Below are 23,913 nucleotides of genomic sequence, written 5' to 3' on the forward strand. Positions count from 1 at the left end.
GTTCACGTTTAACGCTCAAACCACCACAAAGGGGACGGTGAACCTTTGTGGTGGTTTTTGTTTAAGCGCCGGCGATGAGGAAATTTGGGCGGGCGTCGTCGGCGATCTCGGCGATTGAGGTGGCGACGGCGTGATCGGGGTCACGGTCCATCACGATGGCGTTGACGTCGGTCAGCTCGGCAAAGCGGTACATGCCACGTCCGTTGACCTTACTGGCGTCCATGAGGGCGACACTTTGACGAGCAGCACCGACCATAGCCGCTTTGGTCTCGGCCATCTGGGGAAAGTCGGTGGTAAAGCCGCAGCCGGGAACGAAAGCGCCAGGGCACATGACGGCAAGATCGGCGTGGACCATTTGGAGCGCCTGCATGGTAAGTGGGCCGTACAGATAGCGATGGCCTTTGCGCAGTGCCCCGCCCAGCATGACGACATCGACTGAGGGCATGCTCTCGTCGATGTAATCGGCAATGGTAATGTCGGCCGTGATGACGGTGATGCCATCGCGCTGGTCGAGGAGCCGAACGAACTCGAGTGCCGTGGTGCCGGAGTCGACAAGCACCGTGTCGCCGTCGTTAACAAGCCTGATAGCGCTTTGGGCAATGGCTTGCTTGGCGGCAACGTTGACGTTGATGCGGCGATCCTGCGTGGAGACGGTTAAGCGTTTGTGGAGCGACACGGCGCCACCATGCGTGCGGCGCAGCTTGCCGGACTCGGCGAGCGCGTCTAGGTCGGCGCGGGCGGTAACGGAGGACACGCCAAAGGTCTGGGCGATTTCTGCTACTTGCACCGAGGCGTTATGTTCAAGCATCTCCATGATGGCGGCGCGTCGCTCATCGGCGAAAGCTCGGGTTGTTGCGTGGGCCATAGCTGCTCCATCCTCAGCCTAAATTTGCAGGAATTGTGTTGAGTCTATTTTCGTTCATTTTCTTTTTGAGCAAGTAAACGCCTTTCGATTACTTATCTTTTCTATAAAAGAAAGATGATTCGCTTGAAAACGGTAATGTCGGATAGGGAAATTTAGCCTGAATCCCTTCCGTTTGCTTTTCAAAAACGAGCGTTTTGGCCTGCGTGCCGGCGATATCTCGTACATGCGACAGATGCGATTTTCATACAATGAGCGCAGCAAAACGCAAGGTAAAACGCCTTGCGGACACGTACGCCCGATGTCCAGATGCGGGCGAGGGAGAGGAGCAAACGCTCATGGCACTTGTTACCACCGAAAAGATGCTCAAGGACGCTCAGGCCGGCCACTACGCCGTCGGCGCGTTCAACGTCGAGAACCTCGAGTTTGTTATGGCCGTTCTGGCCGCTGCCGAGGAGACCAAGTCCCCCGTCATCATGCAGACCACCCCGGGCACCATCAAGACCGCTGGTCTGGACTACTTCTACGGCATGGTCAAGGCTGCCGCCGAGCGCGCTTCCGTGCCCGTTGCCCTGCACCTCGATCACGGCGATGGCTATGACCGATGCATGCAGGCTTTCCGCACGGGCTACACCTCCGTCATGATCGACGGTTCGCACGAGTCCTTCGAGGACAACATCGCTCTGACCAAGTCCGTCGCCGATGCTGGCCGTGCCATGGGCGTGCCCGTCGAGGCCGAGCTCGGCAAGGTTGGCGGCAAGGAGGACGACGGCCCCGCGGTTGAGGGCGAGAGCCCCTACACCGATCCTGCCGAGGCCAAGGAGTTCGTCGAGCGCACGGGCTGCACCTCGCTGGCCATTGGCGTTGGTACCAGCCACGGCGTGTACACGAGCGATCCGCACATCGAGCAGTCGGTGGTCAAGGCCATCCGCGACGCCGTCGACGTGCCGCTGGTTCTGCACGGCACTTCCGGTGTGCCCGATGAGCAGGTTGCCGAGGCTGTGAAGAACGGCATCTGCAAGGTCAACTACGCCACCGAGCTGCGTCAGGCCTACACCAAGGGCTTCATGGCCTACATGGCCGAGAACCCTGCCTGCTTCGATCCTAAGAAGCCGGCCAAGGAGGGCATGCGTGAGATCACCGAGCTGGTTAAGATCCGCATGACCAACCTCAACTCTGTGGGCAAAGCAGAGTAACAGCAAGGGTACTCCGACTCGCTACATATCCCGGGGAGGGACGAGGGCTTAGTTCCCCAATCGTCCTCGGGCATGCAAAAAGCCTCGCTGCGCACTTCGCGCGGCGAGGCTTTTTGCCCCCTGCGGAAAGATTGGGGAACTAAGCCCTCGTCCCTCCCAGGTTGACCTACTCGAGGTCGTCGCCCTTGTGGCGTTAGGGCGGAAAATAATAAGAAGCCTTCGCGCTGCGGAATGATTTTGGAAACTAAGTACGGGGACCCGCCCAAGCCGTTCTGCTCAATCGCCCTTGTGGTGTTGGGACTGAAAGGGTGGGACGCGTGGGTTATTTGGTTGTTAGGGTTAGTAGGTCGTTGGGGGTTTTGAGGTTGTAGGTGGCGTTTGGGATATCTTGGTGTGATCCCCATGCTGCTCGGGCAAAACTGACCCCTGCTGAAGTTGCGCATTGTTCGTCGTAGACGGTGTCGCCAACGTAGACGACGTTGCCAGGATTCGCGCCCGCACGTCGGAGATATTCGAGCATGGGTGCGGGCGCGGGTTTATGTTCGGTTGTGTCTTCGACAAGGATGATGTGCTCAAAATACTTATCGAAACCAAGGGGTGCAATTTCTTTTGCGTATTCGTTGCGCGCACGTGAGGAGACGATGCCAAGTTTGCAGCCGCTATCGGCGAGTGTTGCGATGACTTCAAGCAAACCTGGAAACACGCTGATGGTGCTTTTAAAGCTGGCGGCAACTTGGCACCAGCGATCCAACGTTGCCTGCGAGTAGATCCCAAGTTTCTCAAGGGCATCCTTGCCGGGTATGCCGAGGGCAAAGTCAAGCTCGTGTCGGGGAAGCGTTTTGCTGGTCTCTTCTTGGACAATCTGGACAAGCGATGACAGAACGCTTTCTTCTGTATCTGCCAATGTCCCATCAACGTCAAATACAATATGGTCAAAGTGCTTCATATGATTGCTCCTCTCTGTTGTTTGCCTGCAAGTTTGATGCAGTGACAGAAGAAGGGTTAGCGGGATTTCTGCCTGGTGCTATCGAGATTCTGCCTCGCTGCTCGATAGCTCGAAGGAGTGCACCCCATTTGTTCTTTAAATACCTGGCCAAGATGGCTTGCTGTTATAAATCCGCATTGGCGCGCGACTGTCTGTACCGTTCGCGTGGTGTGTGCCAAAAGTTCGCAAACACGGTTTATGCGGTATGCGCGTAGATATGCCGCCGGGGTCGTTCCTGCACAAGTTTTGATAATGCGGTAGCACTCTCTTTCGCTTACGCCGGCTGCAGATGCCATCTGGGGCACATCTATAGCGGCTGCATAGTTTGCGCGGTTAAAGTCTAGGATTGCCTTGAACTGTACGTCGCGGCTGGTCATCCAAGAGGCGCCGTCGGAAGAAAAGAGCGGTTCGGTCTTGGCGTTAATCTGAATCCAGAGCTCTGACAAACTATTTCGAAGCGCCATCTCGTTCTGCGGCCGTTGAAGGTCGTGGCTAAAGGAGCTCTTCAGCAAATCGATAAAGGGCATATCGTCGGGATTGGTGGGCGACCATTTGAGCACATCGACGCCTCGACATTGAAGCAATGGGTTGATGTAGCGCTTTTGGAGACGTCCCGCGGGATCGCCGAGCATCGACGGCTGAAAGATATGCAGCATTTGAATGGCTGGCGCCGAATTGGGTGATTGCAGCGTGCTGTGCAAAACGCCGCCGTTGATAAAGCCGGCGGACCCTTCCTCAAAGCGTACGTGCTCATGAGCCGCGTGCGTTCGATAGTCAATCGCTCCCTGCTCCATGTAGAAAAGCTCAACTTCGGAATGCCAGTGCCAGGGGACGGAATTGCCCGGATAGCGAGCGAATTCTGCGCGTTCGGCAATATAGGGCCAGTCTTCGGCGGTCTCGGGAAACGCTTCCTCGCGTCCTCCGCGGTGCAATTCTATGTGATCCATGTTTCGCATGGCATCAGTATAAAGCGCGATGGGCTTAGATTGCTCTTGCCTGTTCGGGGAACGCCTTGTCTAGGGATGCTTGGAGCTTATCGAAGGATGCTCGCAAGTTGTGGCTCTGGTCGGTTGAGCGTTTGGCTTTTGTGGTGGGGGAGTCGGGGAGGCCGTTTCTCTGTGTCGGGGGGAAGGAGAAAAGGTTTGCATGTTTTAGGGATGGCTGCTGTGCTGCGTCATTGGAAGAATGCATGCTTATGCGGCCTCCTCGATGTCCACCAAAAGATTGCGCGCGGGGTTTGCTGCTAGGTCCCGTGCGTTGGCAGTATTATGCCGCGGCCGTCGCAAAGAAGCGCTAAAGAAAGGCTTAATGAGGTTTGGCATTACGATGAAACCGCAGGTCAGAGGTATCGAGTAACACTCTTGAAAGGTTTTGGGCTTAAGGGCTTTCTAAGGTTTGTGACGTGGATGTGGCGCGGACGTGCGTAGCGTGTGAATGCTCGCTGTTAGCGCTGCGGCTCTGTGGCGCGCACCTGCTCGATGACCTTTTCCATCGTGGCGTCGATGCGGTCTTTTTTGAGTTCGCATTCCCAGATGGTTATGGGCGTCCAGCCCATTTGAGTGAGCGCTGCCACAGCAGCACGGTCGCGCTCGACGTTGCGACGGAACTTTGCCTCCCAAAACTCAACGTTGCGCTTGGGCTGGCTTGGGTTGCACTTGGGGCAGCGGTGCCAAAAGCAACCGTTGACGAAGATGGCGATCTTGCGGCCGGGGAAGGCGATGTCGGGCTTGCCGGGTACCTTCCATTCCAAACGATAGCCCGTAAGGCCCGCGGCCCGTAGGCGCTGACGTACGAGCAGCTCGGGCTTGGTGTTGGCGCGCTTGTTGCCCTTCATGGACTTTTTGATGGCGGCGCGACGGCGGACCAGTTCGCGCTCGTCAGCGGAGAGGTCCGAGGTGTCGATGCCGTCCAGCAGGCCGGGCTTGGGGCGCATTTTGCTGCGGCGCTTAGGTTTGCGCTTGGATTTGGCGGCAGGCTCGTCAGCCGTGGCGGTCTCGGCGTCGTTGGTGCTGCCGTTGGCCTCAAGCCGGTCTTCCTTTAGCTCAATCAGTGCATCGATAAGCCCCTTGTCGGCGGGCATCCACTCCACCGTGGCAAGCGAGGTGCGTGGAATCCAGCGGATATCGAGCTGACGGTCGTGCTTCTGGGGCTCATCGGATTCATCGGCGAGCGAGCAGTAGTAACACTCCATGGAGAGATGAAAATCGGGGTAGTCATACTCAACGGTGTAGAAATCACGCAGGTTGGTGACTTTTACCTGTAGCTCTTCCATAAGCTCGCGGCGCACGGCGTCTTCGGGTGTCTCGCCGCGCAGAAGTTTGCCGCCCGGGAACTCCCATAGTCCCTGCATGTTGCCGTAGCCGCGCTGCACGGCAAGCAGCTCGTCAGATCCTTCCTTGCGAATGATCCCAGCGGCAACATGAACAGTCTTCAACAGGAGCCCTCTCTCAACATCAACACATGGCAGACTACGCTTACCTTACGCAACGGTAAGGCAAGCGTAAGCCATATCGATGGTAGCCGACTCGGCTCCTTGCGACTATAGATGCCGTAGACTAATCGCAAGAAAGGACTCGGTATGCAAACCACGCAAACGGCGACCCCGGTACTGGAGGTCGCGCATCTCGAAAAGGTATATGGAGCACTGGGCAACGTGACCCGCGCGCTCAACGATGTCAGCTTTACCGTCAACCGCGGCGAATTCGTCGGCATCATGGGCGCCTCGGGCTCGGGCAAGTCGACGTTGCTCAACTGCGTGTCGACCATCGATAGCGCCACGAGTGGCACCATCCGCATCAACGGCCAGGACGTGACGCGCATGAAGCAGGCCAAGCTCTCGCAGTTCCGCCGCGAGGAGCTCGGCTTTATCTTCCAGGACTCCAACCTACTCGATACACTCACGGCACGCGAGAACATCGCCCTGCCGCTCACCATCGCCCGCACAAACTCGGCAGAGATCTCGACCCGCGTGCAGGATGTGGCCGCGCGCCTGTCTATCAGTCAGGTGCTCGACAAGTATCCCTACCAAATGTCGGGCGGCCAGCAGCAGCGCGTTGCCGCGGCTCGCGCGCTCGTCACCGACCCCACCATGATCATGGCCGACGAGCCCACCGGCGCCCTCGATTCCAAGAGCGCTCGCCTGCTGCTCGAGAGCCTGGAGGCCCTTAACCGCCGCCTGCGCGCCACCGTGCTCATGGTTACGCACGACAGTTTTGCCGCCAGCTACACGAGCCGTGTGCTGTTTATTCGCGACGGCAAGATCTTCACCGAGCTGCGCCGCGGCGACACCGACCGCCGAGAGTTCTTCGACCGCATTATGGAGGTCGTTGCCATGATGGGCGGTGAGGGCTCCGATGCTCTGTAAACTCGCTTGGGGCAACGTCCGCCGCGCCGGCCGCGATTACCTTGTCTACTTGCTGACGCTCACCCTGGGTGTCACGGTCTTCTATGCCTTCAACACCGTCTCGATGCAGGTCGACATTGCCGGCATCAAGGAGGAGGGACTGTCCGAGCTCATGGGCAGCATGCTCGGCTACCTGACGTACTTTTTGGCCGGCGTCATGGCCTTTTTGATGGTGTATGCCAACAACTTCATCATGAAGCGCCGCAAAAAGGAGTTCGGCCTGTACCAGGTGCTCGGCATGCGCCGCGGGCGCGTCGCCACGATCATGGCGCTCGAGACCGTGATCGTTTCGGTCGGCGCCTTTGTCGCCGGCATTGTGCTGGGCGTGGGGCTCTCCCAGCTCATGACATTCTTTACGGCCTCGCTCTTTAAGACACAGATCGCTAATTTCCACTTCTTTTTCTCGGTGCATGCGTTCAACCTGACCCTTGCCTGCATGCTCGTGATGTTTGTGCTTACGCTACTGCTGAACCTTCGCGCCGTGCGCCGTACCAAGCTCATCGAGCTTATGGGCGCCGAGCGGCGCAACGAGAGCATCAAGACGCGCAACCCCTGGATTGCGATCGCCATCTTTGTCGTGGGCGTGGTGCTGGTGGGCGTGGCCTATTACCGCCTGTTGCGCGATGGGTTCCCGCTCACCGCGACGGAGGGTAAGCTGCAGGAGGCCATGAACCAGTTTGGTATCACCACGGCCATGGTTACGGTGGGTACCTTTGCCCTGTTCTGGGGCCTTTCGGGCATGCTTATCAAGCTGCTGCAGAGCCTGCGCAGCGTGTATTGGCGCGGCCTCAACATGTTTACCGTGCGCCAGCTTGCGGCCAAGGTCAACACGGTGTGCTTTTCGATGGGCGTTATCGCGATGATCCTGTTTCTGGCCATTACCTCGGTGACCTGCGGCATGTCGATCGCCAACGTGATGAACGAGAACCTGGAGCGCTATACGCCGGCGGATATGTCGCAGACGTATATCTATTACGCGTCCGATAGGCTCGACTACTACAAGGAGTATGTCAATCCTTCCGAGGCCGATCGCATGGTGCTGGCAGACGCAACGGTCGATTTGTACTCTGCATGGCACGGTGACCGTATCGATCCCGATAACGTTGCGGAAAGTATCAAGGGCAAGTCGGCAGATAATGGCAACGAGGCCGGAAAGAAGGTCAATATCGCCGATGTTGCCGGCGAGCATGTGCAGATTGATTCGTATCTGAGCTATACGCTTGGCGGCTCGGATCCTTCGGTGACGGCGGGCGAGATGTGCAAGGCCATGGGCGAAAAGCTCCCCAAGGCGCTCGAGGGTAGCAATGCCGATGATATGGGCCTGTTTGTGACGCCGGCGAGCCAGTACAACAAACTGCGCCAGATGATGGGCGAGGAGCCGGTGAGCATTGGCCGCGACCAGTACTTGCTTACGTGCGATATGGGCGGCGAGTTGGGCGACCTGTACACTAAGTACATGGCTGGGGGCCATACCCTCACCTTGGGCGGACATACGCTCAAGCCCGCAACCGATAAGTCGGACGAGGACACGGCTGCCATCGCCAACTCGGCACTCGGCAGCAATCCCGGTACCGTGGTCGTAGCCGACGAGCTGCTGTCCCAGCTTAACCTGCAGCCGTATTCCAGTAATCTGCTCGTTAACTACAAGCAGGGGATGGATGTGACCAAGGCAGACGAGAGCATTAAATACACCATGCTCGACAATCTGCTCGTTGACGGCAAGGAGCCGGGGTCGTGGGGAGTCTTCATGACACGCTCCGAGATCTATACGCAGGCGGCGCAGATGAACGGCATGATTAGCTATCTAGCCATCTATATTGGCTTTGTACTGGTCGTTGCATGTGCGGCAATTCTGTCGATCCAGCAGCTCTCCAATGTGGCCGACGGAAGCCGCAGCTATCGCGTGCTGGCGCAGATCGGCTGTGACGACCGCCAGATTCGCCATTCGGTGATGGCGCAGCAAGCGGTGTTCTTCCTGTTCCCGCTGGCAGTGGGTCTGGCGCACTCCTTTGTGGCGCTCAAGGTGATCATCGAGCTGGTGAGCACGTTTGGCAACATGAGCATCGGCGGCACGGTGGGCCTTACCTGTGCGATTTTCTTGGCAGCCTACGGCGGCTACTTCCTGGTAACGTACCTCATGAGTACCGGCATGGTGCGAGCCGCCATCGCCACCCGCTACAGCGAGTAGCGAGCGGGCAAAACCGCCGCATAACCACAGCGAACAAACGCCGCGAAGGAAGCCGGGCCCCCTTCGCGGCGGTTTTTTGCCCGCCTGATGCATCTCAAAACTAAGTGAGTAGACTTTTTTGGATCTGCCGAGCACATTGCGACAAACGCTCAACAAAACCGCAGGTCAGGGCTGTGGCGTTTTGGGGCGTGCTCGGCATCCCGCCAAAAGCCTACTCACTTGGTTTTACTGCTAGAAAACCGCCGCGAGGGAAAGTAGCTCCCTCGCGGCGGTTTTGGCATTTGCCCAGATAAAACCTGCCAAAATAAACCTGTCCCTTTTTGGTAGGTTATCGTTTCCAAAAGTGGAGGATCAGGGTCGTACGGTTTTGCTGCTCGGTTTTGACCAGGATGTTGTGGATGTGGGTCTTGACGGTACCCACGGCAAGGAAGAGCTCGTCAGCGATCTCTTGGTTCGATTTGCCCAACACAACCAGACGCATGACTTCGGTTTCGCGGTTGGAGAGCTTGTAGGCGTTGCGATAGAAGGGCATCTGCTCTTCGATGTGTCGATCAAGATCGCTGACGTTCTTTTCCTCGGGCGCCTCCTGCATGCGAATCGAAAGCACGTGATAGGCATAGATGATCAGCAGAATCGCAAAGTAGCACGCAAAGATGTTCTCGCTAAAGTTGCGCTCGGACAGGTACAGCTGCAGCCAAGAGGGTGCCAGGCTCATGGGAACAACAAGGATGTTGTAGAAATCCTCGGCAACGATGCACCCGACCAGAATGGCGCCGATAATGAGGTGCTTTCGTTGATTGTTGACGCGCGCCTTAAGCTCGACCTGCGTGCTTTTATGCGCCGTCCAAAAGATATACAGTCCCACAAATACAAGGAATACCTGACGCATCGTGTAGTAGAGCCATTGATGTATGGGGCCGTAGGGGACAGCGACAATGATCAGCAGCTCGCTCAGGAAGAACGTTGCGACGGGAATAACAAACTGCTTTTTTGAATGTTTGTCGAGCAAGTCCATGGCAATGAGCCAGATAAAAGCTTGTGAAGCGGTCGCCACAAGGGTCCGCAACACAGGCATGGTAATTGAGTAATAGTCGCTGGCTGGAAAACTCTGGTTTTGCAACGTGTATTCAAAAAAGAAGATCTCGGTCATCTCGATGGCATAGCAAATAAAAACGCCGCTGCCATAGATAAAGAAGCGTCGACGAGACGAGGCATAGGCGGCAAGCGAAAGCACTGCCGTCACAATACAGATCACGAGTATCGCTAGGGTATAGAAGAACATCAGGGTGTTCATCTGCCACCGTCCCATCTCATTTCATCTATGGCCGAGCCCTGTATACCTTGTGGGATATAGACGTCTCAACCCTTCGTTCCATTGCGGATTAGGCGCCGAGATACAGCATAGCCGTATACCGTTCGCGGTTCTAGATAGTAAACCCCCTGCAAGCTGGCTACCTGCGGGTTTATATTGGTTTAGAGGGGACGTAACTCCGTGAACGGTCTTTAATCCCGAATAAACTAGGTAAAAATTGCATACGGGTGAATGATGGTCTTGTCAACACGAGGCGTGATGTTCGAGCGCCTCATAGCAATAGTCGGCACGACCGGCGGAAAGGAATCGACATGGCGCTGCCTAAGGATTTCATCGACACCAACGACTTCACCAAAGAGCAGATCCTGGCTATCGAGGATCTTGGCCTGGCAATGAAGAAGGCCATCAAGGTTGACGGCTATTATCCGCACCTGCTCCGCAACCAGAGCCTTGGCATGATCTTCCAGCAGGTTTCCACCCGCACCCGTCTTTCCTTCGAGACCGCCATGTGCGACCTCGGCGGCCACGCTCAGTTCTATGGCCCTGGCACCATTCAGCTCGGTGGCCACGAGTCCCTGGGCGACACCGCTCGCGTCATGGGCGACCTGCTCGACATCATGATGGCTCGCGTTGACCGTCACAAGGACGTCGTCGGCCTCGCCAAGGGTTCCGCCGTGCCCGTCATCAATGGCATGTCCGAGTTCAACCATCCCACGCAGGAGATGGGCGACCTCATGACCATGCTCGAGAACCTCCCCGAGGGCAAGAAGATCGAGGACTGCACCCTGGCCTTCATCGGCGACGCCACCCAGGTCTGTGTCTCCCTCATGTTCATCGCCTCCAAGGTCGGCATGAAGTTTGTCCAGTTTGGACCCAAGGGCCACCAGATCCCCGACGGCGGCCTGCACGTTGGCACCGTTGAGGAGCGCGCCGAGTTCGGCAAGCAGATGATGGCCATCGCCGAGGAGAACTGCAAGGTCTCCGGTGGCTCCGTCGTCATCTCCGACGACATCGAGTGCATCAAGGGCGCCGACTTCATCTACACCGACGTGTGGTATGGCCTGTACGACGAGGAGGTCTCGGGCGAGAACTACATGGACGTGTTCTACCCCAAGTATCAGGTCACCATGGACATGATGAACTTTGCCGGCCCCAACTCCAAGTTCATGCACTGCCTGCCGGCCACCCGCAACGAGGAGGTCGTCGACGAGGTCATGGACGATCCCGAGCGCTCCCTGTGCTGGGTCGAGGCCGAGAACCGCAAGCACTCCATCCGTGCTCTCCTTGCCGCCCTGGGCAAGCGCACCCCGCTCAACGACGGGGGTTTCGAGTACTCCGCCAAGGCTGAGCTCCACGCCGCTCTCGAGGCTCTCGAGCAGCTCTAAGCCTCAAGGCTTCTAAAAGCACGTTTGCGGGCGGCGGATGCTCGTCTCCTGTCGCCCGCTCACCGAGGCCCAAGCAATTGCCTTAATACCTTAGGGCCTCGGATCTGTCCAAGACTGAGCGAAGGAGCTCATCATGAGCGACGGAAAGAAAAAGCTTTCCTTCTTGACGGTCATTTCGACCATCATCTGCGTCGTCTTCGTTTGCGAGGCCGCCGCTCCTGCTGCTGCCATTGGCAACCAGCAGTTCTTCTGGTGGATCTTCCTGATCCTGACCTTCCTGCTCCCCTACGGCATGGTTGTCGCCGAGCTCGGTACCACCTATGACGGCGAGGGCGGCATTTACGACTGGGTACGCGATGGCCTGGGCGACAAATGGGGCGCCCGCATCTCGTACTACTACTGGGTCAACTACCCGCTGTGGATCGCCTCGCTGGCTACCATGTTTCCCGACATTTTGGGCATGGTCTTTGGCGTCGAGTTCAACTTGATCGCCAAGATGGGTATCGATCTTGCCTTTGTGTGGATTGTCTACCTTATGGGTCGCTCCAAGGCGGCCGACTCCGAGTGGGTCCTTAACGGTGGCGCCATCATCAAGGTCGCCGTTGCCGTTATCGTCGGCGCTCTGGGCATTTGGTATGCCATGGAGAACGGTTTTGCGAACGACATGTCCGCTGCCACCTTCCTGCCCGAGCTCACCAACACCAACGCTCTCGGCTACCTGTCGATCATCATCTTTAACTTCATGGGCTTCGAGGTCATCTGCACCATGACCGACGATATGGCCGATCCCGCTCGCGATATCCCCAAGGCCATCATCGTCGGTGGCCTGTCCATCGCCGTGATCTACCTGTTCGCTGGCTTTGGCATCGGCGCTGCTGTGCCGGCCGATTCCATCGACCCCGACTATGGCATGATTGTCGCAGTCCAGACCATGGTGGGCGACTCCATGATCTTTAAGGTCATCTGCATCGCCTTCCTGATCACCCTGTTCGCCAACATGGCCGCCTGGTCCTTCGGCGTCAACTCCGTCGCCCGCTACGCTGCCGAGCACGGCAACATGCCCAAGGTCTTCGCCTCGATGATTTCGGATGACGACATGCCCAACGGCGCCAACCTGGTCAACGCCGTCGTTGCCTCCCTGGTGCTGTGTCTGCAGCTCGTTCCCATCGACGCCATCTCCAACGGCGTCTTCTGGATGCTCTTCGGCACCTCCGTCGTCTTCCTGCTGCTGACCTACATCCCGATGTTCCCGGCGTTCCTCAACCTTCGCAAGAACGACCCCGACCGCGAGCGTATCTTCACGTTCCCGTTTAAGGGCGCCATGATGAAGGTCATGCTGGCCATCCCTTGCATCGAGCTGATCCTGGCCATCGTTGCAACGCTGGTGCCGCTCTCCGCCGCCGAGATTGGCGACAAGCTCCCGATGATCGTTATCTTCATCGTGCTTCTGCTCATCGGCGAGGTTGTCCGCGTCGTCAGCGCCAAGGGCCGCGAGACCGAGTACAAGGGCCTCACTCCCGAGCTGGCAGCTCAGCGTCTCGCTGAGGAGGCCGCCGAGGCCGAGGAGAACTAGAGCACCCGGTTCTGGGGCTCCAACCCTCCTCGCGTACCAACGTGCGCTTCGTCGGGCTTGTCGCTCCCGACTCCGGGCACTCTAGCCTCTTCGGAGACGTGCCCAAGCGACAGGTTTGCTAACCATTCCCCGGGGTGGGTGTGAGCGATAGCTCCGGTAACCACCGCCCACCCCAATCTCTCTTCCGTATCCTTCGTGCGTTTTGTCTCCGCGCACTTGGTTACGTCGTCGCTTGCCGGTGCGACTCCGTGAAAACCGGCACCGGGCGCCCCGACCTTTGCCGGGGGACGGGCGCCCACTATCTCTTGGTTTTAGGCTGCGGGTAATCCGCCCGCGGCAAACGATCGTTCGATTTGGAGGAAATCTTATGCGTACGATCACCGAGTCCGAGTCCACCCCCAAGGCCGACGGCTTCTTTATGCCCGCCGAGTTCGCCCCGCAGGATCGCGTGTGGATGGGCTGGCCCCACCGCACCGACACCTGGGCCCACGGCGCCAGGCCTGCTCAGAAGCAGTATGCCGCCATCGCCCGCGCCATCTCCGAGTTCACCCCGGTCTATATGTGCGCCAACCAGGTCGACTATGCCAACTGCAAGGCCGTCTTCGAGAACGACGAGAACGTCACCGTTATCGAGATGACCACCGACGACGCCTGGTTCCGCGACACCGCCGCCACCTACGTCATCAACGGCAAGGGCGAGAAGCGCGCCAACCACTGGCACTTCAACGCCTACGGTGGCCTCGTCGACGGCCTGTACTTCCCGTGGGACAAGGACGAGCAGATCGCCCTCAAGATGGCTGAGCTCTCCGGCTGCCGTCGCTATCGTCCCGACGACATGATCCTCGAGGGCGGCTCCATCACCGTCGACGGCGAGGGCACCCTTGTCGTGACCGACCAGTGCCTGCTTTCCCCGGGCCGCACCTGCTCTGCGGTTCTGGAGGAGGAAGAGGATCCCGAGTCCATCTGGCCCAAGTTCCACAAGAAGTTTGAGCCCTGGAGCGAGGAGCTTCGCGCCTACATGGACGAGCACCTCAAGGATTACCTGGGTGTCGAGAAGGTCATCTGGGTCAAGGAGGGCATCGACCCCGAGGAGACCAACGGTCATATCGACGACGTTGCCACGTTCATCGCTCCGGGCGTCATGGCCTGCATCTGGACCGACGATCCCGAGTATCCGTTCTACGAGCAGTGCCACGCTGCCTACGAGACCCTCTCCAACGCCGTTGACGCCAAGGGCCGCAAGATGAAGGTCTACAAGCTCTGCATGCCCGTGAACCCGCTGTTCATGGACCAGGCTTCCTGCGACACCATCGACGCCGACGAGAACGCCGAGCCGCGCGTTCCCGACGAGCCGCTGATCGCCTCCTACATGAACTACCTGGTCACCAACCACGGCGTTATCGTCCCGCAGTACGGCGACGAGAACGACCAGCTGGCCGTTGACACGCTCCAGAAGATCTATGACGAGGTCTGGGGCGAGGGCGTCTACAAGTGCGTCGGCGTTCAGTCCGAGCAGGTCGTCTTCGGCGGCGGCAATATCCACTGCATCACCCAGCAGGAGCCGTCCGCTTAATCGTCTGACTTTCCGAGGCACCCCATCTCGCCGCTCAAACCGTCGCTCGCGTACCAAAGTACGCTTCGCTCCTCTTTCGCGGCGACCTGGGGCACCTCGAAAACCCAGCCGATCAATCGGACAGGTGGCGTGTCATCCCATCTCGGGGCATTGATGGGCTGCTGCTTGATGTCTTGGTCGGTTGGGTTTTCTTTGGGCACTCCGTTGCCTCCACTTCGGAGTGCCCTTTTCTTTGATTGAGTACGCGTCTGGCCTGGGATTTTTTGCGGGTTAGGCCAATTGTTCGCTTGAATTTCCCAGGTCAGACGCGTCTTCAATTGCCGAAAGTTATCGGTCGTGAACGCGGCCGTTTTGATCGGAGTATCTATGTACCAGCGTATCGTTATCTACACGCGCCTGTTCCGCGAGCGTTGGTCCAACAAATGCATCCTCTCCTCTCTCTGGGATGGCACCTGCACCGGTGACGCGGCCTGCAACCCTACCTTGGGCTGCGTCTTCGGTACAGATGCCATCCTTTTTGCTGTAGGGGGAGCGCGCCATGGCAGGTAAAAAGTTCTCCCTGATCGAGGTCATCCTTTCGGTTATCTGCGTTGTGTTTACCATCGAGGCGGCGGCTCCGGCATCTGCCATGGGCAACGTGCAGTTCTTCTGGTGGATCTTCCTTATCATTACGTTTTTGCTTCCCTATGGTCTGGTGGTGGCCGAGCTGGGTACGGCGTTTGATTCCGAGGGCGGCCTGTACGATTGGGTTCGCTTGGGTCTGGGCGACCGTTGGGGCGCCCGTTGCTCTTGGTGCTACTGGGTTAACTTTCCGCTGTGGGTGGCAAGTATCGCCTGCATGTTCCCCAGTGTCATTAATGCGGTGTGGGGTATCGAGTTTTCACTCGGGATCCGAATCGCCATCGAGATTGTCTTTGTGTGGGGCGTCACGGTCATGGCAATGCAGCCGGTGGCCGAGGCAGATTGGGTCATGGACGGCGGCGCCGTCATCAAGGTGCTCATTACCGCTGTGGTGGGAATCGTCGGCATTTGGTTTGCCTGCAATAACGGCTTTGCCAACGACATGTCGTTTAAGACCTTCATTCCAGATCTGGGCGACACCAATTCGTTGACGTACCTATCGATTATCCTGTTCAACTTTATGGGCTTCGAAGTGGTCGCGACCTTTGCCAGCACGATGAAGAACCCGTCGCGTGATATCCCCAAGGCGGTTATTGCCGGTGGCGTGGCCATTGCGACAATTTACATCATTTGCGGCATTGGCATTGGAGCAGCGGTTCCCACCGAGCAGCTTTCACTCGATTCGGGCATTGTGGACGCAGTCGCCGCTATGGTGGGGCACACCCACCCGCTGACGATGGTCGTGGGCGTGGCCTTTTTGGTGACGCTGTTCGCCAATATGATCTGTTGGAGCTTTGGCGTCAACAACGTAGCGAGCTATGCCGCGCGCCATGGCAACATGCCGCGTCCCTTTGCGTTGGTGTCCAAAAAGACCGGCATGCCCAACGGCTCGGCGCTCATTAACGGCTGTTTTGCCAGCCTGGTGCTGCTGCTCCAGATTCCGCTGGGTGAGGGTTCCGACGTCTTTTGGGTCTTCTTCTCGATGAACGTCGTCTTTCTGCTCATGAGCTATATCCCCATGTTTCCAGCGTTTTGGCGTCTACGCAAGCACGATAATCGCTCGCGTGTGTTCCGTGCGCCTTTCGAGGGCAAGGTGCTCGCGGTGGCGCTTGCGATTCCCGTGGTGGAGCTCGTGCTTTCGATTGTTGCTACGATTGTGCCGCTCAACAGCTCACCTGCCGAGATGGCAAAGTTGCCGATTCTCGCGGGCGTAGTGATTGGCCTGTTATTGGGCGAGGTTTCGCGCCTCATATCGCGCCGCGGCCGAAGCGTCGACAATCCCGGCGTTGGTGCACGGGGGTCAGGTTACTTTGCACCAAAACAGTAAGCGCCGCGAGTTGCGCAGCGCTTGGTGCATCTTGGATTACTGTTCGCGGTGCTCGGGATCGGAAACGAGCTTAGGCGCAAAGAAGGGGACGTGGCCCAGATAGGGGCAGCTGTCCGAACGCGCCTCAACGGCGCAGGGGATATCGTCGTAGGTCATGGAAGAACCGAGTCGGGTGATGGCCTTGGCGGCAGGGGCAACGAGTATTTTGAGCGGTGCGATAGGCGCCATGGCATCTCCTTTCATCGGTGAGACACAGCTTGTTTATCTAAACGATACAGTACGTTTAATCGGTGAGTCTAATCTTGCGGCAAAGAATCTGTCAACATCCTCACGGCATCTAGACAGGGGAGGCGGGCATGAGTTTCGCGTTCTATATCTACACCACGATTATCATGGGTGTGGCTCTGGTGACCAGTGCCGTGGCATTGGTGGTTTGGCTCATGACGCGCCGTCGCGACAGCCTGGTGGCCGCGGCGGGCTTTTTGCTCTACATGCTCGATATGTCGGTCATTTTTTTTGACGAGTACAATCGGCTCAAATACGACTACGCTGTTACCTTTAGCGAGCCGTTGCAGCACCCCTTGCTGCGCTGCGTGCTCGGTATTGCCATCTATGCCTGCGTGGTACTGTGGATGTTTGCGCGCTTGCGCAAAAGGCCGACGTCGCGCATGCTCGGACTTGCTATCGTGCCGTTTTCAATCTTGCAATTGGTGCTGGTGCCTCGCAGCGGTGCTGCCGGAGAGATGCAGCAGTATCTCTTTTGGCTCACGCGTGACCTGGGCAATGTAGGATGTCTTGCCTATGCCGCCTGGCATTACCGGCACAGGGCCACGCGTGTTGAGAAACTCGACCTCGACCGCTCAAAGCTCTTTTGGAAGGTGGCACTCGTTCTTGCGTTTTGCGTAATCGCCGAGGACACCTACATGATTTTGCTCTGTCGCCCCGACTCTCAAAACCCCGTCATCAGCCTCTTTTTGTGGTATCTGTCCGAGCGCAATATCTCCGAAAACGTGCTGCTCATGGCATGCGCGGTCCAACTCTTTTGCCAGTTTAGCCATATCCTGCGCGTGTATGCCCGTCATCCGCGTGCCGATGAGGACGTGGCGGCCGAGAGCGCACGCTCTGGGGACGATCTAGCATCACGCGTTGTGATCTATGCCGATGCCCATAAGCTGTCGCGGCGCGAGCAGGAGGTGCTCACGCTGGTGCTGAAGGGCAACGACGCCCAAAACATCGCCAGCGAGTTGGTCATCAGCCCTGGCACTGTCAAGGCGCACTTGCATCGCATCTACGTTAAAAGCGGTGTCTCCAACCGAGATGACCTCATAGATGCCTTTTGGCGTTCCTAGTCCTATTCTTCCTTGCATGCGGGTCTTGCCGTGTGGGCGGGCACGCCGTTGGGCGTAATGACGCGGTAATAATCTCAGACAATAAACCTGCAGGTAAAGCGTGTAAACCTGCTTAAACTGACCGTTTGCGATCCCTGGCCTTGGCACGGATTTGCCCCTGTGTATCAATGGGTGTAGCGCGAAGCCGCGGACGTGGGACAGACGTCCGAGCACGGCTTGTAGGCACGCGCCGATGCGGGAGCGCTACGCTCCCAACCGAGTGCCCACGCGGGCGGTGCGTCCGCGTTGCAACCAAAGATGCCTGAGGAGGCTCACATGGACAAGGCTGATGTAGTTATCAAGAGCAACGCCGTCTTTACCGGCGATGGGCTCGAGCCGTTTAAGGGCGGCGTTGCCGTGCGCGGTGATAAGATTGTTGCCTGCGGTGACGATGCTCACCTGGCACCGTTTATCGGTCCCGATACCGAGGTGCGCGACTTTGGCGACCAGCTCGTCATGCCCGGCCTGATCGACTCGCACACGCATTTTGCCCAGGGCGCGTTTATGACCGACCCCGATTTTGCCGTCAACCTCATCGACTGCACCAGTTTTGAGATGGCGATGGAACGTGTCGTGGCGTTTGCGGCCGACCATCCCGATAACGAGTGGATCCTGGGCTGCCAGATTATCCAGTTCCAGTGGGATGTCCCCGAGATGCCCACAGCCGCGATGATCGATGAGTACATCTCTGACCGCCCGGTTTTTCTGCAGCAGGTTGACCTGCATACCTTTAGTGCCAATACCTGCGCCATCAACAAGGTGGGAGTAACTTCGCAGACGCCCGATCCCGCAGGTGGCAAGATTTTGAAGGACGCCGACGGTAACCTTACCGGTGTGTTCTCCAACAACGCGGGAGCCCTCTTTATGGATGAGGTCTATGACCCAGCGCCCGAGGTTGTTGACGCGTCGTTTGCAAAAACCGCCCGGCGCGCCAATGCCTTGGGAATCACTACGGTCGGCATGGTCAATCCTTCGTTTGTGAGCATGGAAAACCCGTATGCGGTGTTGGCAGGTCTTAATGCCAAGGGCGACTTGCCGTTGCGTGTGTTCCTGTACACCGACCTGTTCGAAAACGAGTCCTTGACGCTCGAGCAGATCAAGGAGAAATACGCCTTCCCGGGTACGCAGGTGGAGTGGCACGGCTTTAAGCAGTTCCTTGATGGCGTGTGCTCCGACCATACCGCCTGGATGCTTGAGCCCTATAGCAACGCGCCCGATACCTGTGGTGAGCCCGCGGAGGAGCCGGAGCGCATCCGCGCTGCCATCCTCAGAGCGCAGGAATGGGGCGTTGACACGCGCATCCATACGATCGGTGATCGCTCGGTGCGTTTTGTGCTCGATTGTTTTGAGGAGGGCGAGCGCTTGCATGGCAAGCGGGATTGCCGCCACTCCATGGAGCACAACGAGACGGTTCAGCCCGAGGATCTGCCGCGCTATGCCGAGCTCGGCGTCTGCCCCGGCATGCAGCCGTGGCACATGCTGCTCGATATGGCTGACCTTGCCAAGGACGATGCCGTGGGCCCCGAGCGTGCTGCGCTTTCGTGGCCCCTGCATAGCCTGCTTGCCAGCGGCGCCGTGGTGCACCTGGGCAGTGACTTCCCCGTTGTGGGCTTGGAGCCCATGGAGGAGGTGTACGGCGCGGTCTTCCGCATGCTCGAGGACGGCTCCAACCCCGAGGGCTGGTTCCCCCAGGAGCGCATTACCATGGCCGAGGCTCTGCGCGCCTACACCTATGGCAGCGCCTACGCCATGCATGCCGAGGACCGCATCGGCACGCTCGCGTGCGGCAAACAGGCAGATATCTGCGTGCTCGACCGCAATCTCTTTGATTGCGAGCCGGCCGAGGTGCTCGAGGCCACGGCGTCTCTCACGATGATTGCCGGCAAGGTGGTCTACGAGGCCTAGCGGGGCTGCTGCATCGCCGGGCGGTGCCACAGCCCGTGCGTGCTGCCCATCCATCCATCCATTCATCCATTCATCAATCTCTCATGGAAAGGGGAGAACAATGGCAGAAGAAGCAACCGCCGCTGTTGAGGAGGAGCGTGAGCTTGCCTCGCAGCCGATTCCCGGCCTGGTGCGCAAGTACACCATCATCACCGGCCAGGGTATGCTCGCCCAGATTATCATGGTGGTCCTTGAGGGCCTCGTGATGGGTTGGGGCCTGGGTGCACACGGCCTGGCTTGCGTCTCGATCATCATGTCGGTCGAGTACATTAACCTGGCCTTTGGCAACCTGTTTGGCACCGGCGTGCCCGCCGTGGTGGGCAACCTTTTGGGTGCCGGCGACATTAAGGGCGCCAGCAAGGCGTTTAGCCAGGGCTTTTGGCTTACCACGATTGTGAGTGTGCTGCTTGCTGTGGTGATGGCTGTGTTTACCGAGCCCATCTGCGCATTCTTCGGCGCCACGCCCGACATCATGGCCGATACCGTTGCCGGCGTGCGCACCTTCTCCGTGCTGCTGCCGCTCACGGTCATTGGTCAAATGGTCACCGCCGTCATGCGTGTGGACGAGAAGGTTCAGATCCAGGCCAACCTCATGACCGTGTCTGCCATCGTCGCTATCTGCTGGCTTGCGCTTTCCACGTTTGTGCTCAAGCTCGGCGTTATGGGGGCCGGCGTATACTACGGTCTTTCCATCGGTATCTGGGCCATCGGTGTCTTCTGGTTCATCGGCGGTAAGAAGTCGCAGCTCCAGATCAGCGCCGCCGATCTCAAACTCGACATGGGCATCTGCGGTCAGATCATCAAGATCGGTTTCCCGTTCTTTTTGGTGCAGGCTGCCACGTTCATCTTCAACACCGTTGCCAACTCGCTGCTTGGCCAGCTCGGCGGCGATATGGGTTCGCTCTACATCGCGGCTTTTGGCGTGATCAACGGCTACATCCTCTACATTACCATGATGGTCGCCCAGTGCTTCTCGTACGGCCTGCAGCCCATTGCCGCCTTCAACGCCGGCGCCAAGGCGTGGGCGCGCCTCAAGGAAACGCTCTCCTGCACGCTTAAGTACCAGGTCGTGACGCTTGCTGCGGTGTCTGCTGTGCTATGGGTGGCCGCAACGCCGGTCTGCGCCTTTTTTGCTGGTAGCGACCCGGCGCTCGTCGAGGTTGCCGCCAACGCCACGCGCATCGTTATCCTGGCCGTGGCCCTGGGCTATCTTGCCATGACCATGTCGATGTACTTCCAGGCGGTTGAGAAGGTGGGTATCGCCACGTTCACCGGTCTGCTCCGCTACGTGATCTGCTCCGTGCCGCTTATGTACCTGCTTGGCAACATGATGGGCGTTCAGGGTGTCTGGTTTGCCTTGGTGGCGGCTGACGCCATCACTGGCCTTATCTCCATCGCCCTCGCCGTCCGCGAATCCAAGCGACTTGCCACGCTCTAGACTCGGACACGGCCGGCGCGCGATAGTCGAATAAGTCAACTCGCCTGCAAGCCACCACAATGGGGACAGTTCCCATTGTGGTGGCTATTGTTATTTAGGGTCTGAGATTTCGGCTCTATAAATAACGTTTTTGAACTGGGCTACTATAAGATTGTGGAAAACACTACTACAATATTATAGAAAACACTACTGCAAGATTATGGAAAATGATACTATACGATTATGGTAACAGCGTTATAAGGGGCGTTGATATGGCCGAGTACATTAACAGGGATTTGCATGAGTTGCTCATTCGCGTGGCGGGTTGGTTTCCTGTTGTGTCGTTGACGGGGCCTAGGCAGAGCGGTAAGTCTACGCTGGTTAGGCATGCCTTTCCCGACTATTCCTATGTCACGCTTGAGGACCCCCAAACGAGGCGCGCGGCCTTGGAGGATCCGGTGAGTTTTATCCGCAACCGAAAGGGCGGACTCATCATCGATGAGGCGCAATACGCCCCGGATTTGTTCTCGATGATCCAGGTTGTTTCGGATGAGCGGGGAGACGCCGGTCAATACATCCTTACGGGATCGCAAAACTTTTTGATGATGAAAAGCATCGGCCAGTCTCTTGCCGGGCGAGTCGGGATCTTGAAATTGCTGCCATTATCGTTTCAAGAAGCGGAGAGGGGCCAGCAGGGGCAGCTGGAAGTGGATTTGTTCGCGCTCGAAGGGGGATACCCTCGCCTGCGTTCCGCCGGAATGCCGTCCTCGGTTTATTTCCCCAGCTATATCGATACCTATGTTGAGCGCGATGTTGTGGGCTTGCTTGATGTGCGCAATAAGGCGGAGTTTCATAAGTTTCTGTCCATAATTGCTCAGAGCGTCGGTGCCCTCATCAATATATCCTCGCTTTCTCGAGATACGGGCGTGAGCGTATCGACCATTAAAAGCTGGTTGTCCATCCTGGAGCAGAGCTACCTGACGTTTTCGCTGCAGCCCTATTATGCAAATGCCAAGAAGCGTCTAACTAAAACGCCCAAGCTCTATTTTTACGACACGGGGCTGCTCTGCTACTTGCTCAAAATTGGATCACTGGAGCAACTATTGGAGAGCCCTTATCTGGGGGCCGTTTTCGAAAACCTCATCGTTTCCGAAACGGCGAAGAGCCATCTCAACGTGGGCGAGAATCCCGAGCTGTATTTCTATAGGGACGACAGCAAGCGTGAAATCGATTTGCTCGACTGTACAAACTCAGGGAGTCCCAAGGCTATCGAAATAAAATCATCCAGAACGTATCACGATAAGTACGCCCGTCATCTACAGACTGTATGCGATGAGATCGACATTGCAAAAGATGCGCGCTATGTTGTGGCCCGCGTGGACTCAACGTATGAGTCGAAAGACTGTAGTGTGGTTTCGGCGCGTGATTGGCTTTTACGATAACAAGCTCGGCGAATTAACGACCGCCGCGAAGGGAACCGGCCCCTTTTGCGGCGGTTTTTTGCCTATCTGGTGCGTCTTAGATGCAAGTGAGTAGACTTATTTGGATATGCCGAGCACATCGCGACAAATGCTCAATAAAACCGCAGGTCAGAGCTGTGGCGTTTTGGGGCGTGCTTGACCTCCTGCAAAAAGCCTACTCACTTGGTTTTTTCTGTTAGAAGACCGCCGCGAGGTGGAGTGGCTCCTCCGCGGCGGTCGGCGTTTGCCCAGATAAAACCTGCCAAAATAAACCTGTCTACTCTTTGAGCCAGAGCCGACACTAATTCAAATGGCGAAATCAAAGGGCGTTCTCCGCATGGAGGGCGCCCTTTTTCATCGCAGGATGTTTTGCGCGGCAGTCATAAGGCCCAGGCGGTTGCTGACGCCGAGCTTGCGATAGATGGCGTTGAAGTGCTTCTTGACGGTTGACTCGCTTATGAATAGCTCGTTTGCCATTTGTTTGTTCGTTTTGCCGTCGAGCATGAGCCGCATGACTTCGGCTTCGCGCGGTTGGATATTGTGTTCTGTAATGAAGGCGTTCAGATGGTTTGCGTCTTCTGTCTGGGTGAGCTTAATGCCCCGAGGATAGAGGTTGGCGAGCGCGAGGCTCGCGTGCCGAGCGACTTCGAGCAGGATTGCGAGCTCGGTGTCGGTGAAGTCTCCGGCCGTGCGTTCGCGAAACAGGGTGATGCTTCCTAGCGGGCTGTCGTTGTGCGCGAGCGTGGCCGTACAGCCAAAGTAGACGCCCTGCGGTTCCATCCATTTGCGATAGATGGGCGTGGCATCGCGTCGCTCGACGTCGACGAGGTCGAGGTCGCGGTAGACGCCGACCTTATATAGGTCAAAGCTCCATGTTGTATAGTCCATCGCGGCGTAGCGGTTGTAGTAGTCGCTCAGCGCGCGGTCGTCCATTCCGCTGCTTGCGGGGTGGACGTAGCGCGGGGCATCACTGCCCGCCGCCTCGATCAGGTCGAACATGGCGATCCGATGGGGTACGAGCCCTGTCGTTCCCTCGAGGGTCTCCTTTTGCAGCTTATCGACACCGTGTGATGCGTGGATTGCAAGCGCGAGCTCGTTGAGAGCAGTCCAGGTCGTACTGTCCAACTCAATAGTCTGCTGTTTATTGCATGGGGGCATAGGGCGTCCTTTCCATTGTGGAACCCAGTATGTCATGTTCTCGGCCTGAATAGAACTTTAGGTCAGCGAATGGTATACCGTCGGTCGCTGAAAGGGGCTCGAGGGACCATTGAGAACATCT

General features: G+C 57.7%; 19 protein-coding genes. 12 read left to right on the top strand and 7 right to left on the bottom strand.

All coding sequences use genetic code 11. From position 1 onward, the window contains the following. Positions 1-61 precede the first annotated feature (61 nt). On the bottom strand, positions 62-865 hold the full coding sequence (locus DW233_RS02690) for a DeoR/GlpR family DNA-binding transcription regulator (protein ID WP_118266573.1): 804 nt from the start codon (positions 863-865) through the stop codon (positions 62-64). Between the two features lie 335 nt (positions 866-1,200). Between DW233_RS02690 and DW233_RS02695 the strand changes: the two genes are divergently transcribed. Then, the gene (locus DW233_RS02695) at positions 1,201-2,058 is read left to right on the top strand and encodes a class II fructose-bisphosphate aldolase (protein ID WP_022095149.1); all 858 of its coding nucleotides are present in this window, start codon (positions 1,201-1,203) and stop codon (positions 2,056-2,058) included. A gap of 322 nt (positions 2,059-2,380) precedes the next feature. On the opposite strand, the gene DW233_RS02700 is transcribed toward DW233_RS02695, so the two are convergent. The 3 genes from DW233_RS02700 to vsr all read right to left on the bottom strand — a co-directional run bounded on the left by DW233_RS02700 (position 2,381) and on the right by vsr (position 5,477). Then, entirely contained in the window at positions 2,381-3,004 is a 624-nt protein-coding gene (locus DW233_RS02700; RefSeq protein ID WP_118266575.1) for an HAD family hydrolase, read from the bottom strand. 56 nt (positions 3,005-3,060) lie between these two features. Further along, on the bottom strand, positions 3,061-3,990 hold the full coding sequence (locus tag DW233_RS02705) for a helix-turn-helix domain-containing protein (RefSeq protein WP_158567788.1): 930 nt from the start codon (positions 3,988-3,990) through the stop codon (positions 3,061-3,063). A gap of 497 nt (positions 3,991-4,487) precedes the next feature. Then, the gene (gene vsr, locus DW233_RS02710) at positions 4,488-5,477 is read right to left on the bottom strand and encodes a DNA mismatch endonuclease Vsr (protein WP_118266579.1); all 990 of its coding nucleotides are present in this window, start codon (positions 5,475-5,477) and stop codon (positions 4,488-4,490) included. Between the two features lie 144 nt (positions 5,478-5,621). On the opposite strand from vsr, the gene DW233_RS02715 reads away from it, so the two are divergent. Together DW233_RS02715 and DW233_RS02720 are read left to right on the top strand one after the other, a co-directional pair. After that, the gene (locus DW233_RS02715) at positions 5,622-6,407 is read left to right on the top strand and encodes an ABC transporter ATP-binding protein (protein ID WP_089572375.1); all 786 of its coding nucleotides are present in this window, start codon (positions 5,622-5,624) and stop codon (positions 6,405-6,407) included. After that, positions 6,397-8,634: an ABC transporter permease gene (locus tag DW233_RS02720; RefSeq protein WP_118266581.1), complete on the top strand. Its 2,238-nt coding sequence runs from the start codon at positions 6,397-6,399 to the stop codon at positions 8,632-8,634. The genes DW233_RS02715 and DW233_RS02720 overlap by 11 nt, the downstream gene beginning before the upstream one ends. A 328-nt stretch (positions 8,635-8,962) precedes the next feature. Here the strand turns inward: DW233_RS02720 and DW233_RS02725 are convergent, their stop codons facing one another. Further along, a complete protein-coding gene (locus DW233_RS02725; RefSeq protein ID WP_158566143.1) occupies positions 8,963-9,928 on the bottom strand; it encodes a response regulator transcription factor in 966 nt (321 codons plus the stop codon). Between the two features lie 329 nt (positions 9,929-10,257). Between DW233_RS02725 and ptcA the strand changes: the two genes are divergently transcribed. From ptcA to DW233_RS02760, 5 genes are all read left to right on the top strand, one after another. Beyond that, positions 10,258-11,331 carry a putrescine carbamoyltransferase gene (ptcA, locus tag DW233_RS02730; protein WP_118266583.1) on the top strand — a complete coding sequence of 358 codons (1,074 nt, stop codon included), beginning with the start codon at positions 10,258-10,260 and terminating at the stop codon, positions 11,329-11,331. Between the two features lie 133 nt (positions 11,332-11,464). Continuing rightward, positions 11,465-12,904 carry an APC family permease gene (locus tag DW233_RS02735; RefSeq protein ID WP_117583531.1) on the top strand — a complete coding sequence of 480 codons (1,440 nt, stop codon included), beginning with the start codon at positions 11,465-11,467 and terminating at the stop codon, positions 12,902-12,904. Positions 12,905-13,271: 367 nt separating this feature from the next. Beyond that, positions 13,272-14,477, top strand: a complete 1,206-nt coding sequence (locus tag DW233_RS02745; RefSeq protein WP_118266586.1) for an agmatine deiminase family protein — start codon at positions 13,272-13,274, stop codon at positions 14,475-14,477. 366 nt (positions 14,478-14,843) lie between these two features. Continuing rightward, positions 14,844-15,026: a hypothetical protein gene (locus DW233_RS02755; protein ID WP_118266590.1), complete on the top strand. Its 183-nt coding sequence runs from the start codon at positions 14,844-14,846 to the stop codon at positions 15,024-15,026. Beyond that, positions 15,016-16,425, top strand: coding sequence for an APC family permease (locus DW233_RS02760; protein ID WP_118266592.1), 1,410 nt, complete (start codon positions 15,016-15,018; stop codon positions 16,423-16,425). The genes DW233_RS02755 and DW233_RS02760 overlap by 11 nt, the downstream gene beginning before the upstream one ends. Positions 16,426-16,461: 36 nt before the next feature. Here DW233_RS02760 and DW233_RS02765 read toward each other — a convergent pair whose 3' ends face one another. Further along, positions 16,462-16,653 carry a hypothetical protein gene (locus DW233_RS02765; protein WP_118266594.1) on the bottom strand — a complete coding sequence of 64 codons (192 nt, stop codon included), beginning with the start codon at positions 16,651-16,653 and terminating at the stop codon, positions 16,462-16,464. Between the two features lie 128 nt (positions 16,654-16,781). Between DW233_RS02765 and DW233_RS02770 the strand changes: the two genes are divergently transcribed. From DW233_RS02770 to DW233_RS02785, 4 genes are all read left to right on the top strand, one after another. Beyond that, on the top strand, positions 16,782-17,774 hold the full coding sequence (locus DW233_RS02770) for a helix-turn-helix transcriptional regulator (RefSeq protein WP_117736105.1): 993 nt from the start codon (positions 16,782-16,784) through the stop codon (positions 17,772-17,774). 315 nt (positions 17,775-18,089) lie between these two features. Continuing rightward, positions 18,090-19,718: an amidohydrolase gene (locus DW233_RS02775; RefSeq protein WP_158567789.1), complete on the top strand. Its 1,629-nt coding sequence runs from the start codon at positions 18,090-18,092 to the stop codon at positions 19,716-19,718. A gap of 100 nt (positions 19,719-19,818) precedes the next feature. Next, positions 19,819-21,195 (top strand): MATE family efflux transporter, encoded by a 1,377-nt coding sequence (locus tag DW233_RS02780; RefSeq protein WP_117736106.1) that lies wholly within the window; start codon positions 19,819-19,821, stop codon positions 21,193-21,195. A 251-nt stretch (positions 21,196-21,446) separates the two neighbouring features. Beyond that, complete coding sequence (locus DW233_RS02785; protein ID WP_118266597.1) at positions 21,447-22,616, top strand: ATP-binding protein; 1,170 nt, start codon at positions 21,447-21,449, stop codon at positions 22,614-22,616. Between the two features lie 372 nt (positions 22,617-22,988). Here the strand turns inward: DW233_RS02785 and DW233_RS02790 are convergent, their stop codons facing one another. After that, positions 22,989-23,792, bottom strand: a complete 804-nt coding sequence (locus tag DW233_RS02790) for a helix-turn-helix transcriptional regulator (RefSeq protein ID WP_158567790.1) — start codon at positions 23,790-23,792, stop codon at positions 22,989-22,991. Between the last annotated feature and the right edge of the window lie 121 nt (positions 23,793-23,913).

Source organism: Collinsella sp. AM20-15AC, from assembly GCF_003471405.1.
In the GTDB taxonomy this organism is placed as follows: Bacteria; Actinomycetota; Coriobacteriia; order Coriobacteriales; family Coriobacteriaceae; genus Collinsella.